Consider the following 14,322-nt stretch of genomic DNA (forward strand, 5'->3'; position numbering starts at 1 on the left):
CCGGCGGTGGGCGGCGTCAGTCCGCCGTGCCCACCCGGGTGATCAGCGCCGGGATCGCCGCCCACAGCACCGTCAGGACGACCAGGGTGGCGCTCGCGGCGACCACGGCCGTGGTCCGGCCCTTGGTGACGTCGAAGATCAGCAGGACCACCCCGGAGATCGCCAGGGCCAGCACGGCGAGCCCGACCTGGGCGAGCCGGTTGGCGATCTGGACCAGCGTCTCCTTCTCGCGCCTGCGGAACAGGGCGCGGTGCAGACTCACCGGCATGATCAGCAGCCCCGTGGCCGTGATCGACAGCAGCACGATCGCGAGGTAGAGCCACTCCTGATCGTCGGTGAGGTCGGCGAAGCGGTTCTGAAACGGCAGGGCCAGCAGGAAGGCGGTCAGCAACTGCACGCCCGTCTGGGCCACCCGCAGCTCCTGCAGGATGTCGGCCCAGTTGCGGTTGCGTCGCTCCTGCGCGGACTCCGCGTCCTCCTGGTCGGCGCGCCGGCCCGGGCCGGGCAGATCGGGTGGGTCGGTGCTGGCGGTCATGGCGGACGATCTACCCCGCTGACCCCGCCCCACACGAACCGGCCGACCGGGTGCATGGCCCATCGGGCGACGGCCGTCCACTCATCCGCCCAGTGAACTAGCTCACACCGGGTGGTGGGCTGGAAATCGGCAGCCCACGTGCTCATCTCGTCGCCCGGGACAGGCACCCACAGGTGACGTCAGCCCGGTCGAACCGCCACGAAGGCAGCCATCGGGGGCCGGGATGCCGCAGGTCGGCCGTCTGGGACGACACCCGAGCGAACCGGGTGCCGTAGAATCCCGGCGGCGACTCGCCGACCCTCTCGGTGTCGATTCCGCGTTCGAACTCGATCGACGCGCTCCACCTGCGCGCCGGCCATGGCGTGCCCGGCCACGGCCTGATCGTGACCACTGCGGCGCCGGCCCGTCGACGAGCACCCGCCCGCACCCATCGCTGTGATCACGGTGGCGGGTCCCGGCGCGGCATATGTTGATACCCAGACGGAGTAGACGTGAAGCGGAGTCTCGGTGACTGATTCGACGATCATCTATACCCACACGGACGAGGCCCCGGCCCTGGCCACGTACTCGTTCCTGCCGGTGGTGCAGGCGTACGCGGCGACGGCCGGCGTCCCGGTGGAGAGCCGCGACATCTCCCTCGCGGGGCGGATCATCGCCAGCTTCCCCGAGCATCTCGAACCCGGGCAGCGCATCGACGACGCGCTCGCCGAGCTCGGTGAGCTGGCGAAGACCCCCGGGGCGAACATCATCAAGCTGCCGAACATCTCGGCGTCGATCCCGCAGCTCAAGGCGGCGGTCGCCGAGCTGCAGCAGCAGGGCTACGCGCTGCCGGACTACCCCGACGACCCGCGTACCGACGCCGAGCGCGACATCCGCGCCCGCTACGACAAGATCAAGGGCAGCGCCGTCAACCCGGTGCTGCGCGAGGGCAACTCCGACCGTCGCGCCCCCGCCTCGGTGAAGGCCTACGCCCGTGCGCACCCGCACCGGATGGGCGCGTGGAGCTCCGAGTCGAAGACGAACGTCGCCACCATGGGCGCCGACGACTTCCGCTCCACCGAGAAGTCCGTGATCCTGCCCGCGGACGACACCCTGCGCATCGAGCTGGCCGGTGATGACGGCAGCACCACCGTCCTGCTGCCGGCCCTGCCGGTGCTCGCCGGCGAGGTCGTCGACGCCGCCGTCCTGCGGGTGGCCGCGCTGCGCGAGTTCCTCACCGCGCAGATCGCCCGGGCGAAGGCGGAGGGCGTGCTGTTCTCCGTGCACCTGAAGGCCACGATGATGAAGGTCTCCGACCCGATCATCTTCGGCCACGTGGTCCGCGCGTTCTTCCCGAAGACGTTCGCCGCCCACGGCGAGGCGCTCGCCGCCGCCGGGCTGTCCCCGAACGACGGCCTCGGCGGCATCCTCAAGGGCCTGGCGTCCCTGCCCGACGGCGCGGCGATCAAGGCGTCGTTCGAGGCCGAGATCGCCGAGGGCCCGGCCCTGGCGATGGTCGACTCCGACCGCGGGATCACCAACCTGCACGTGCCGAGCGACATCATCGTCGACGCCTCCATGCCCGCGATGATCCGCACCTCCGGCCACATGTGGGGCCCGGACGGCGCGGAGGCCGACACCCTCGCGGTGCTGCCGGACTCCAGCTACGCCGGCATCTACCAGGTCGTGCTCGACGACTGCCGCGCCCATGGCGCCTACGACCCGGCGACGATGGGCTCGGTGCCCAACGTCGGCCTCATGGCGCAGAAGGCCGAGGAGTACGGCAGCCACGACAAGACCTTCGAGATCCCGACCACCGGCACCGTCCGCGTGGTCAACGCCGCCGGCGAGGCCGTGCTGGAGCAGGCGGTCGGGGCCGGCGACATCTTCCGCGCCTGCCAGACCAAGGACGCCCCGGTCCGGGACTGGGTGAAGCTCGCCGTCACCCGCGCCCGCGCCAGCGGCGACCCGGCGGTGTTCTGGCTCGACGCCACCCGCGCCCACGACGCCCGGCTGATCGAGAAGATTCGGGCCTACCTGCCCGAGCACGACACGACGGGTCTGGAGATCCTCGTCAAGTCCCCGGAGGAGGCGATCGCGTTCTCGCTGGAGCGGATCCGCCGCGGCGAGAACACCATCTCCGTCACCGGCAACGTGCTGCGCGACTACCTGACCGACCTGTTCCCCATCCTGGAGCTCGGCACGAGCGCCAAGATGCTCTCGGTGGTCCCGCTGATGAACGGCGGCGGCCTGTTCGAGACCGGCGCCGGCGGCTCCGCGCCCAAGCACGTCCAGCAGCTCGTCAAGGAGAACTACCTGCGCTGGGACAGCCTCGGCGAGTTCCTCGCGCTCGCGGTGAGCTTCGAGCAGTTCGCCCTGTCCACCGGCAACACCCGGGCGAAGGTCCTCGCCGACACCCTCGACCGGGCGACCGCGACGTTCCTCAACGAGGACAAGTCGCCCGCCCGTCGCGTCGGCGGCATCGACAACCGCGGCAGCCACTTCTACCTGTCCCTGTACTGGGCCCAGGAGCTGGCTGCCCAGACCGACGACGCCGCCCTCGCCGAGGCCTTCGCCACCCTGGCGAAGACCCTCACCGAGCAGGAGCAGACCATCGCCGAGGAGCTGCTCGCCGTGCAGGGCAACCCCGCCGACATCGGCGGCTACTACCAGCCCGACCCGGTCAAGGCCACCGAGATCATGCGCCCCTCGAAGAGCTTCAACGAGGCCCTCGCGCTCCTCGGCTGACCGACCGTCAGCTCAGTGACCGCACCCGGACCTCCGGGCCCGCGGACATGCCCGAGCTCATCGCCCGCCCGTACGAGGCGGGCGATGAGCTCGTCCGCATCAACGCCCAGGGCGTGGTGCGAGCCTCATCGGGTGGTCGCCCCCGTGGGGGATGACGGGGCGGGGGTCGGCTGCCGCTCGGAGTCGCCGTGGCACCGCTCGGGTTTGTAGCACTGTGGCACCACGAACGGCGACGCCGGCGGGTAGGTGACCACCAGCCCCGGTCCACCCGAGTTCGCGTTGGGCCCGGCCGTGCGCTGCGGAAGGTTCTCGCCCGGACTGTTGGCACCGTAGAAGGTCCGGCTGATTCCCTGAGGGGTGCCGGTGCCGGTGCCGGTGCCGGCGGCGGCGGCCGGAGGCGGCGCGGCGCCACCGCTACCGGCCGGGATCGGAGACGGTGGGATCCGGGCAGGCTGGGTGGCGGCGGCCCGGCGTACCGGCGTACCGGCCCCGACGCTGCCGGCCCCGACGCTGCCTGTACCGATGCTGCCCCTGGCCGGGGCGCTGTGCGTTGCGCCCCCCGCGGCGGGCGCGGGGATTGCGGACGCGGCCACCGCCGCCGGCTGCCGTGCGTCGATCGTTCCCCGGCCGGAGGTGTCGCCCGACGCCGCGAGGCTGGCCGTCGCCGAAGGCGGGGCCGCAGGCCGCCCGTTCGGCTCTTCGCCACCATTCGACCCACCGCAGCCCGCCAGGCCGACGGTGAAGACGGCGGCGGCGACAATGGTGCGCCTCACCTGTCGCCTGCTCGCCCGCGCGGTCAGGAGCTGCGCCTTCCCCCACCCGGGCTTCCTCTGCGGCGCTCGGCTCCCTGTCCCAGCGCTGCCGGCGGGCAGCCTGTCGGGCGGATCCCCCTGCACATCGTCCCGCCCGAACACCGATGCTCCCGCGTCCACCGCAGCCCACCCCTAAGCCGATCACCGGTCCGCCACCTCCGCGGACATACGGTAAGGACCTTCTCGCGCAGCACAATTCGGCAGATCAAGGACTCTCCGCCCGCCTCCAGCGCCCCTGCGGCATGGAGACGGCGGCGAGAAGAGCGGCGAAGCGACGCGGCAAGGCCGGTGTGCTGCTCGTTCCGCCCGCCGGGCCGGACGGAACGAGGGCACGTCTCAGAGGTAGGTGGCGCCGAAGGCCTCGATGAACTCGAGCGACTCCTTCGGTGACCCGCCCGGCGCGGAGATGATCAGGTTGGTGACGCCGGCGTCGGCGAGGGTCTGGAATGCCTCGCGGTGGCGGTCGGCCTCCTGGTCGGGGCGGTTGATGGTGGCGTCGAGGTAGGCCGGGGCGATGTCGAGCTGTGCGCCGCGCTCGCCGGCCAAATCACGCAGCTCGCGGATCTTCGCGGCCATGGCCTCGGTGGTCGCGAGCTGAGCGGTCCTGGTGGTGGTGAACAGCTCCGCCGGCCCCCCGAGTGGCATCCAGCCCTGGACCTTCTGCGCGACCCGGCGCAGCGTCAGCTTCGAGTTGCCACCGATCCAGATCGGGATCGGGTCCTGCACCGGCCGGGGCCGGGCGATCACGTCACGCGCCGAGAAGTGCTTGCCGGTGTAGCTGAACGGGTCACCCTTCCAGTGCAGCGGCAGCACCTCGAGGGCCTCGTCGAACAGCTCGTTGCGCTCGTCGAAGTCGACGCCGAGGGCGAAGAACTCGGCCTTCTGGTAACCGGTGCCGACACCGAGCGTGAGCCGGCCGTGGGAGATCTTGTCCAGGGTCGCGGCGGACTTCGCCAGGAGGAACGGGTTGCGGTAGGGCACCACGGCCAGATAGGTCAGCAACCGCAGCCGAGTGGTGACGGCGGCCGCGGCGCTGAGCGCGACGAACGGGTCGAGCGACTGGTGGCCACCCGACGCAAGCCAGCGGGCGCCGGGGATCGGATGCTCGGTGAAGGCGAACCCGTCGAAACCGGCGGCCTCGGCGGCGACGGCGAGCTCGCCGACGTCGCCGCTGTCCAGCAGGTCACCCTCGGTGCCGTTGGTCTCGGGATACTGGTACACGAACCGCAACGCACTCTCCTCGTCCACCCGGCCCGTCCGCTCGACGTGCCCCACACCACACACTGCCCTTTCTTGACGCTTGTGCCAAGTGAAGCACCGACCAGCCCGACCGCCCGGCCCTCGCCAGTGGGAGCCGGGCCCGCACAATCCGGCTGTGGGTAGCCGTCCCCGCCCGACACCGGTGTCGGACTCCGGCTTTGTCAGCCGACGTCGACGACCACGACCGTGGTGTCATCGCGGGTGCCGGCGGCTTCGGCGAGGGCGAGCAGCGCGGCCGCGGCCTGCGCGGGCGGGAGCGCCCCCATGCCGTCGATCCTGGCGGCGACACCCTCGGGCGTGAGCATTTCGGTCAGCCCGTCGGTGGCGAGCACGAACCGGTCGTGAGCGCCGAGCGAGACCGTGATCGTCTCTACGGTGAGCGCGTCCGTCTGGCCGACGGCGCGCAGCAGCGGCCCGCCGTCGATGGCATGCGGCCGGGTGATCACCGCGCACGGCGTGTCCGGGCCACGGTGCCAGATGGTCCCGTCCCCGACGTGCGCCACGACCGCCGTCCGCTGGCGGCCGGACGGACGGACGACCAGCACGTCAACGGTGGTTGCCATCCCGTCCAGACGGGCATCGGCCCGGGCCCGCGCACGCACCGCCGTGTTCGCGGCGCGGACCGCCTGCTCGAGGGCGGTGGCCAGGTCCACCTGGCGCGCCGGCCGCAGCGCGGCGATCGTCGTCAGCGCCAGTGCCGAGGCGATTTCCCCAGCCGCCTCGCCGCCGACACCGTCGGCCACGCCCGCGAAGTTGTCGCCGACGAGGTGGAAGTCCTCGTTCGTCCGGCCGCCGGCACGGGTGGCCGCGCCGGCGACGACGGCTCCGGGCGCAGACGGCGCGGGAGTCGGCCGGCCGGCGGATTCCGCCACCGCCACCGCCAGCGGCTTCGTGACGGCCGGGCTGACCGCCGGGGCACGCGGGACGCGCGGGACGCGGGACGTGAACGGGGGCGGCGGGAGCGAGGGAGCGGCACCCAGATCGGCTGTTGCGAGGCTTCGGCCGCCGGGCAACGGGTTGGCGGGGTCCGCGGCCGAACCGTCCGCGTCGTGACCATCCGCGTCGTGACCGTCCGCGTCGCCGTCCGTCGCGGTGTCAGTCCGGGGCGCGGGGCGGTAGGCCGTCGGCAGGGCGGCCCTGGGCCGGCTGGCCGTCCGGAGCCGGCGACCGGGCCGTAGCAGGGTCAGGTCGACGGGACCGTCCGGCAGCCGCGGGCCGCGCAGCACGACAAGAACGACGATGGCGCCGAGGGCGAGGACGCCAAGGGCGACGAGGACCAGGACGGCATTGATGGCGTACTCCCTCCGCGGGCCCGCGCCGGCCGGCGCGGGCGGGGCGTCCTGTCGGCATGGATGATCCCAGTGTGCCCGGCGCGGCTACCGACCGACGCGGCCCACCGGAAGATTCGTCTGTCGCGCGCTGCGGACCGCCGCGTGGACGCGGCCGAGGTCGGCGCGGGCCGCCTCCAGCGCCCGTCTCGGGACGACCCCCTGACCCGCGCGGCGGTCGGGGTCGTACGACAGCCAGCGGTCGGCGAGGTCCGCGACCGGGGCCGGCAGCTCCCGGTGGATCGCGTCGAGGCGAACCGGCCGGACGCGCTCGGCCAGCTGGTAGTAGGAGAACAGGTCGAAGTCGCTCACGCCGGCCGCGAGGTACTCCCGCAGGAGCGGCGCCTCGCCGCCGACAAGCTGATAGAGGATCCCGCCGATCGAGAACAGGTCGGCCAGCGGCGTCGACCAGTCACCCTCGTGGGAGAGCTGTTCCGGTGCGCAGAAGAACGGGGTTCCCATCCGCAGCAGGGCGGATGGTCCCGGAGTGCGCTGGTAGAACCGGGCCAGCCCCCAGTCGATGATCCGCGGTGTCTCCCCGTCGAGGACGACGTTGGCCGGCTTGAGATCGTGGTGGACGAGGCCGCGTTCGGCCGCGGCGGCCATTCCCGCGAGGATCTGGTCGGTCGTCCGCAGGCACCAGCCCAGCGGTCGGGTCGGCCGGAGCGTGCAGTGCCGCTCCAAGCTCCCGGGATGGTATTCGGGCATGACGATGAACAGGTAGCGCTGCCCCTGCACGCTGTCGGTGAACGTCCCGTAGTCGAGGATCTCGCCGATGAACCTCCGATTCCGGCCCGCGCCGCCCGGCATCTCGTCCGCGACGTCCATCTCCCGCTGCAGCGCCCGCGCCTTGGCGAGCTGAGTCTCCGCCGCGCTGCTCTGCCGTCTGTCGACGGCATGGACCGTCTTGATCACAATCTTCGGCTCGCGGCCCTGCAGGTCGGTGCCGTGCCAGACCACCCCCTGGCCACCCAGATCGGCGTTGCTCAGCGGCCGGTCGATCCGCCAGCGATTCTTGATCACCTGACCGATGAGCGGCTGCTCCGGCACCGTGTCGGGGATCGGCCCAGGGTCCGGGGCAGGGTCCGGCCCGGGATCCGGGGCAGGGTCCGGGCCGGGGTCCGGGGCAGGGTCCGGGCCGGGCATCGGAACAGGGGAAGGCTCCGGCTCCGGGCCGGGGCCGGGGTCGGGGTCGGGCCCTGGCTCCGGGGGCGGCATCGGGACGACGAGGACGTCGTCATCCGGCGGCGGTGTCGGCTTCGGGATCGTCGGGATCGGCGTGGGCATCGGCCTGGTCGGCGGCAGGGGCATCCGGTAGCGGTACGCCAGGTCACGCAGCCTCGCCGCCTTGTCCAGCTCGATCCTCATCAGCTCGAGCTCGGCCTCGGCCTCCTGCCGGGCCTCCGCGATCCTCTGCTGGGCCAGGAAGGCGTTCACCGCCCGCTTCTCGTAGTACTCGAGGAGCCCGGCGGCGATGTCCTTTGCCTTCGCACGGTGCGCGGTGTGGTTGCGCCACAGCTGCAGGGCGTTCGCCTTGCCGTCGAGCTGGCGGGCCCACAGGACGCTGCGTTCCCGCTCGGCCTGCGCGGTGCTGTCCAGGGTCCGCTTGAACATCAGCGGGGCGAGGTCGATACCGAAAAGCAGCAGGGTGAGGATGATCCGCCAGGCGAGCACCGAGTGGTCGTCCATCGTCAGGCGCCAGAATCCGGCCTCGCGCAACAGCAGGTCGTCGCCACCGTCGATCTTGGCTGTCTCGGTCTTCAGGTAGGTGGCCCGGTCGGTGTCACGAGTGGCTCGGAACGTCGTGAGGCTCCTCTGTGCGGCCGTGACCGCATCCTGCGCGGTCGTCTGCTCGCCCTGCCGCTTCTGGAGCGAGTCCAGCGCCTGCTGGAAGATGGGGCCCGGGCCGCGCTCACACGGCTGACCCTTGTAGGTGCCCCCGACCTGCTGGCAGTTCACCCAGGTCTGGGCGTCGGTCACCGCGCCGTCCGCCTTCTCCTTTGCGGCGACGGCGTCGTCCCGCTCCTTGCTGCGCACCTTGTCCTCTGCCGCGCGGCCCGCGTCCCACTTCGCCATCGCCTCGGCCAGGCGCTCGGACTTGATCTCGTCCTTTTTCGGCTCGATCGAGTCGGCGAAGAACGACAACAGAATCGACTCGGTGACCAGGAGCCCGGCGCAGATGGCGATGAGGATCCGCACCCAGTGGGTTCCGCTCACGTGGCGGATCCGGACTCGGTTGCGGCGCGCCCGGTAGCCGGCGACCGTCAGCAGGACCGACCGGTCGATGAAGAGGATGAACGCCGCGTAGACCAGGCCGAACGGCAGCGTCGCGACCAGCGAGGTGTGGAAGCCGAGCGCGGCGACGTTCGCGCCCGCGTAGACCGCGAGCCCGGCGGTGAGCAGCATCAGCACGCCGGCCGTGACGAACCGGGACCGGTCGTCCGCCTCGACCGTGCCGGGCGGCGTGCCGGTAAGGAAGATCAGCAGGTCGCCGACCCGGCGGCCGAGCCCCGGACGATCGAGGCGCGGGGGCGTCCCGGACCCGTCCCCGAAGCCACGGTCCGGGCCATGCTCGGGCCAGGCGGCCGCCGCTGGCTCATCGGCCTCGCCGAACGAGCCGACATCCGGCCATGGCTCGGCCACATCGTCGTCCACGGATCCCCCGTCCCGTGCCCACCGTCGCTCCCCGCGCGCGGTCGATGGCATGACGTCAGGTCGAACGCTAGCTGGCCAAACGGCCAGGCGGAGTCGTGTTGCCGGCGTTTTGGGGAACCGCTGTCGCGACGGCCATGACCATCGTCCTCGCCGGGTCGTCCTGCGGCGGAGTGCCGTGGCGCGGCTGCTGCCGTCTCCGCGATGAGTGGCCGCGGGGTAAGCGGACAGGCTGAGGACATCTGCGCGCCATCGCCTGGCCAGGACGGACCCGCACACTCGGCCTGTGCAATGGCCGGGCACGCCGTGACCCGCAACCCGGTCGCCCTGGAGCAGGTGGGCGACAAGCTGCGTCTGCTCGCCGCGCCCGACGACGGCGAAGAGACCGCCGGCACCGAACTGCTCGTGTACGAGGCGCCCATCGGCTGAGCGAGGCGTTTCGGGCTCCCGCCGGCACCATCGGCTTCCGCGTAGCTGTCTGATCCCGCGTAGCTGTCTGATCCCGGCTATGACCTGATCCCGGCTATGACCTCACACGATCTAGCCGGAGCCCTGGGGGATGTCGGCGGCTGCGACCGCCGCGGCGACGGCAGGCAGCGCAGCTTCGCCGGCCTGGCGTCCGGCGGCGATCAGCCCCTGCACACCTTTGGGTGACCAACGCGAAACCCCGACCGTGGCCGGGTGGATCAGCACCTCCGGCGCACGTTCGTCTCGCCTGACCGCCGCATGCTCGCCGCGCGGGGCACGCAGCGTCTCCAACATCCGCCCGGCGGTCTGCACCCTGCTGTCCGTGTCACCGTTGAGGCTGACGGCGATGACCAGATCAGCTCCCAGTGCGCGTGCCGCCCACACCGGCACGTTGTCCGCCAGCGCCCCATCGACCAGCAGGCGGCGTCCAATGCGTACCGGGGGGAACAGGCCGGGCACGGCACTGGACGCCCGCAACGCGCTGCTCAACGGCCCTTCGGTCAGCAGGACCGCCTCACTGGCCCGGATGTCCCACGCCAGCGCGCCGAAACGGCGACCGAGATCCTCCAGCCTCTCCACACCGATGTGCTTCTCGACGCTCAGCTCAAGCGGAGAGGTGTCCAGCAGGCCCCACCGTCGCCGCATGTTGAACTGCGCGAAGTCGGCCCAGTTCGCGGACAGGACCGTCGCGGTGAGTACCTCACTACTCAGTCCGGCCGCGTAGCCGGCGCCGATCAGCGCGCCTGCGCTGGTACCCACGACGACAGGGCAGGAGATACCAGCCTGCTCGAAAACCTCCAGCACGCCGACATGCGCGGCACCCAGGGCGGCCCCGCCACCGAGCACCAGGCCAAGTCNTGGGCGCTCGTCCGAGGACCCCTCGCTCACGAAAGACACCACCTCGGCGGACGCGGACATCGTCTCGACGTGCCCATCACCATACGCACCTCGCCGCCGTAGAGAGCCGCCGTGGACAGCCGCCGTGGACAGCGGAAACATGATCCCTGGAGGCCGTCGTCGCGCGATGCTTGATCTCCGTCAGGAGAAGATGTCGGCGGCGGTGACCACCAGGGTCCCCGGCGGGGCGTCGCGGACCTCCTCGCGAGCGCAGAGGGAGAGGCGAACCGAGCCGGGGTCGTCCGTCCCGTCCGTCCCCTCCGAACCGTCCGAACCCGCTGGAATGGCCGGTGGCGCGGCGGGCCGCAGAGCGTGGGCCTTCTGGCGAAGTCTGCCCGCGAGTCTGTGGCCATCGGCCGTGCGGGCCCACTTCGCCTCGCCTACCAGCACGGGACGTCTGTCCCTGCCCGCGAGCACGACCGCGTCGATCTCGTCCTGGCCGCCGGCACTCCAGTACGACCCCACGGCGACGACGTCGGGGCCCAGTGTGCCGCCGACGGCGAGCCGGCGCAGATGCTCGCGAAAGGCTTCCTCCCACGGCGCGCCGAGATGATCGTCCAGACTGTCGATCAGTACTGGAAGCAGTGCCTTTCCCAGGCCGCGTTCGATCTCCGCCCGGAAGCGAGAGAGCACGCCGAGGTAGAAGGCCAGGAAATTGTCGGCGATTCGGTAGACGCGTCGCCGACTGCGAGCTGTGTCGGTGACCGGAGTCATCCGTTCAGCCAGCCGTAGTTCGACGAGCCGATCCAGGGTGCGGGCCGGTTCAGCGCGGATATAGTCCTTGATCTCATTGTACTGTGTGCGATCCGCGGCGATGGCATGCAGTACGGCCGCCGGGAATTCACCGTGCTCCACCTCGGTGGCCAGCACCAACTGTCCTTCGGTGAGCAGGGGCGCCCCGGGCCGGCAGGCCAGCCGTAGCAGGTTGTCGGCGACGCCGGAATCCTGGTCCCACCACGACAGGTAGAGCGGCATTCCGCCAACCAGCCCGTACACGAGCGCCCGGTCCGCCGGGGTGAGACCCGGCAGCATGAGCGCGGCCTCGTGCGGACGGAACGGATACAGCGAAAGTGACAGGTCAAACCTGCCGTAGAGGGGTGCCCGCTCCTCCTGCAGAGCGGTCATGTGCCGCACGGCCGACCCGCACAACAGTAGCCGCAGCCTGGTCCTGCCGATCGTCCGGTCGAGGAAGGCTCGCAGGATCCCCGGCAGGTCGGGTGAGGTGGTGACAATCTCCGGAAATTCGTCCAGGACGACGAGAAGCGGCTCCTGTTCGGCCGCGGTGGCGAGGTCGTCGAGAGCGTCGTCCCAGTCGATGTAGGGACGGGCGGTAAGGTCCCGGATGCGCCCGGGCGCGGCGGCCGCCACCTGACGGGACAGCTGCGCCAGCTCCCCGGCGGCCGCCCGGCCGGCCCCGGTGTGAAACACCGACCGCCGGCCCTCCGCGAAGCGCTGTACCAGCGCGGTCTTGCCCACCCTGCGCCGTCCCCAGATCACCGCGGGCCGTGGATCGCTCGAGTTCCACCACGCATCAAGGGCGGCGAGTTCCTCGGTGCGATTCACGAATGCCATGCCTGCCTCAGCTCCGCCGGCCACAACTTACATCTCCTGTAACTTACACCTGCCGTCAGTTACATGGCTCGTCAGTAAGGTTGGCCGTCAGACTGCCTGGCCGATGACGAAGTCGAAGTTGGGCGCAGGACCGACCGCGCGTTGCAGGGTCTCCACGACCCGGCGGGGGTTGTCGTACGGGCCGGACAGGTAGAACGGCTTGCCGTCCTTGCCGAAGGTGATCGCTGAGGGCCCATCCCAGGGTCCGAGGTGGCCGGCGGCCGGGGCGAAGTCGGGGTGGGGCTCGAAACCGAGCCCACGGNCGTACTCGACGGAGCCGAAGACCAGGTCGGCGGCCAGCTCGATCGGTGCGGCCTGCCAGCCGTCCGGGTGGGCGGCGAAGTACTCGGGTACGAAGCGTGCCAGCTCGACCTCGGTCCTGATGTCGGGACCGAGGGCATTCTTGACTCCGAGGCAGTAGACGTCCGCCAGGTACCCGCACGTCGACACCTTGTCCCAGCGGTGCCTGCGGGCGACCAGCACACTGACGAGCCCGCCGGTGCCATCGGGCTCGGGTGCTTCGTCCACCCAGCCGCGCGATGGGTCGACCGTGAGGCCCTGGCTCCAACCCGCGCTGATCCAGCACCCGACGACCGGCGGCTCACCGGCCACGGCCTGGGCCTGCGCCGCGGCGGCCCGCACCAGCGGGGCCACCACGGACGGCGGCACCCCGAGGATGCGCGCGATCTGTTTCGGCGACTTCCCCTCGCCGCGCAGCGCGGACACCCGATCCCGAAGTTCAGCGTCACCCATGAACGCCGATGCTAACGACGCCGCCATCGTCCTCCCCCGAAGGGCCCGTGGTCGTGGTCTGGTCCGGGCGGTGCCGCGGCGGCCCGAGGGATGCTGACAGATAGGGAACACCGCCTCGAGAAGTCGTACATAGCTTTGCGCGGTCTTCTCGTCGAGGTGGGCGCTTGAGGCTGCTCGGGTGATGTTGAGTATCTGTGCGGTCTGGCCGGCCAGCCGTTCGAGCAGGCCCGGTAACGAGGCGGCCTGACGGATCTTACTGAGGTCGCGGACGTCGCGTTCGAGGCTGAGGCTGACGTAGTCGTCGAACCAGCGGTTGCGCGACGTGAGGGAGGCTCGCGCGAGCACGGACGGGAATCCGCCCGCGGTCACGCTGTCGATGTACTCCTCGCGGGTCGTCGCCGACGGACGCGCTGCGGCCACGGCGGCGGCCGGGTCGGCGAACAGGTCGTCGAGGAGATGTTCGTGAATCCCGCGGAGCTCACCCTGCGACAGCGGGTAGACGGGCAGCCGGTGCAGAATCTCTGACCGCCGCGTCGCGGTTGGCCAGGTCGTCGAGATCGACCAGCTCCGCACCGATATCGGCGGCGAGGCTCCTGAGCAGAGTCGACTTCCCCACGGATCGAGGACCCTGGAGGAGTACGACGGGTTCCGCCGCCATCCTGCTCGCGACGATCCGTGCCAGTCGTCGCGGCACCAGTCCGTGCAGCCGGGTGCCCATGGCCGCAAGTCCAGTGGACTCACGGACTTGGAGCCGCTCGAATGCCGGATCTGGAGGGCCTCAAGGCAGGCTGGAGGGCCTCAAGGCAGGCTGGAGGGCCTCAAGGCAGGCTGGAGGGCCTCAAGGCAGGGATTTGGAGGGCTCCGAGCTGAGCCTGTGGCGGCCTCGACGGAGCAGTACCGAGAGCACGTGCATGCACAGGTATCCCGCCGCTGACCTGCTTCCGGCCGGCATGCGAAGGTTGAAGCACGCGGAGCCGGCAGGTGGGTCCGAGAGCGACCGGCAGGCTGGTCCAGGGCGCCAGAGCATGCGAGGTGATGGTGGGCAGCCGCAACCGTGAACGACGTAAGGCCAAGCAGAAGGCCCGCGCGAGCCGCGGCCGCGCTCAGGCGGCCGGCTCTGGCCCGGGGGCGTTCTTCCAGCAGGAACGCAGCCAGCGGGAGTCGCTCGCGGAGGCGATCGACATGNTGGTCGCGACGACGCTGAACGCCAGGAGCGACCAGGATGACGCGGTGGTGGCGGAGTGCCTGGGGGCGCTGGTCGCCGCGCCGGGCGGGCCGA

The 14,322-nt window shown here is 71.3% G+C and carries 9 protein-coding genes and 1 pseudogene; 2 read left to right on the top strand and 8 right to left on the bottom strand.

Annotated elements, in window-relative coordinates:
* Positions 1-16: 16 nt before the first annotated feature.
* Positions 17-535 carry a DUF6328 family protein gene (locus UK82_RS24400; RefSeq protein WP_055409556.1) on the bottom strand — a complete coding sequence of 173 codons (519 nt, stop codon included), beginning with the start codon at positions 533-535 and terminating at the stop codon, positions 17-19.
* Positions 536-1,042: 507 nt separating this feature from the next.
* Here UK82_RS24400 and UK82_RS24410 point away from each other — a divergent pair.
* Positions 1,043-3,262 carry an NADP-dependent isocitrate dehydrogenase gene (locus tag UK82_RS24410; RefSeq protein ID WP_044888024.1) on the top strand — a complete coding sequence of 740 codons (2,220 nt, stop codon included), beginning with the start codon at positions 1,043-1,045 and terminating at the stop codon, positions 3,260-3,262.
* Positions 3,263-3,387: 125 nt separating this feature from the next.
* On the opposite strand, the gene UK82_RS24415 is transcribed toward UK82_RS24410, so the two are convergent.
* The 4 genes from UK82_RS24415 to UK82_RS24430 form a co-directional block, all read right to left on the bottom strand.
* Positions 3,388-4,035: a hypothetical protein gene (locus UK82_RS24415; protein WP_044888023.1), complete on the bottom strand. Its 648-nt coding sequence runs from the start codon at positions 4,033-4,035 to the stop codon at positions 3,388-3,390.
* Between the two features lie 375 nt (positions 4,036-4,410).
* Positions 4,411-5,322 (bottom strand): LLM class F420-dependent oxidoreductase, encoded by a 912-nt coding sequence (locus UK82_RS24420; RefSeq protein WP_044888039.1) that lies wholly within the window; start codon positions 5,320-5,322, stop codon positions 4,411-4,413.
* Positions 5,323-5,495: 173 nt separating this feature from the next.
* Complete coding sequence (locus UK82_RS24425) at positions 5,496-6,560, bottom strand: PP2C family serine/threonine-protein phosphatase (protein WP_052681485.1); 1,065 nt, start codon at positions 6,558-6,560, stop codon at positions 5,496-5,498.
* 150 nt (positions 6,561-6,710) lie between these two features.
* Positions 6,711-9,317 carry a DUF4407 domain-containing protein gene (locus UK82_RS24430; RefSeq protein WP_055409559.1) on the bottom strand — a complete coding sequence of 869 codons (2,607 nt, stop codon included), beginning with the start codon at positions 9,315-9,317 and terminating at the stop codon, positions 6,711-6,713.
* Between the two features lie 303 nt (positions 9,318-9,620).
* Here UK82_RS24430 and UK82_RS41705 point away from each other — a divergent pair, with 303 nt between their 5' ends.
* Complete coding sequence (locus UK82_RS41705; RefSeq protein WP_255354353.1) at positions 9,621-9,743, top strand: hypothetical protein; 123 nt, start codon at positions 9,621-9,623, stop codon at positions 9,741-9,743.
* 111 nt (positions 9,744-9,854) lie between these two features.
* Here UK82_RS41705 and UK82_RS43275 read toward each other — a convergent pair whose 3' ends face one another.
* From UK82_RS43275 to UK82_RS43280, 3 genes and pseudogenes are all read right to left on the bottom strand, one after another.
* Positions 9,855-10,628, bottom strand: a complete 774-nt coding sequence (locus UK82_RS43275) for a patatin-like phospholipase family protein (RefSeq protein ID WP_396230639.1) — start codon at positions 10,626-10,628, stop codon at positions 9,855-9,857.
* Positions 10,629-10,820: 192 nt separating this feature from the next.
* Complete coding sequence (locus UK82_RS24440) at positions 10,821-12,251, bottom strand: ATP-binding protein (RefSeq protein ID WP_055409563.1); 1,431 nt, start codon at positions 12,249-12,251, stop codon at positions 10,821-10,823.
* A gap of 302 nt (positions 12,252-12,553) precedes the next feature.
* Positions 12,554-13,784: pseudogene (locus UK82_RS43280) on the bottom strand (DUF4143 domain-containing protein); the annotation flags it as partial.
* Between the last annotated feature and the right edge of the window lie 538 nt (positions 13,785-14,322).

This window comes from Frankia sp. ACN1ag (genome assembly GCF_001414035.1).
GTDB classification, from domain to species: domain Bacteria; phylum Actinomycetota; class Actinomycetes; order Frankiales; family Frankiaceae; genus Frankia; species Frankia torreyi.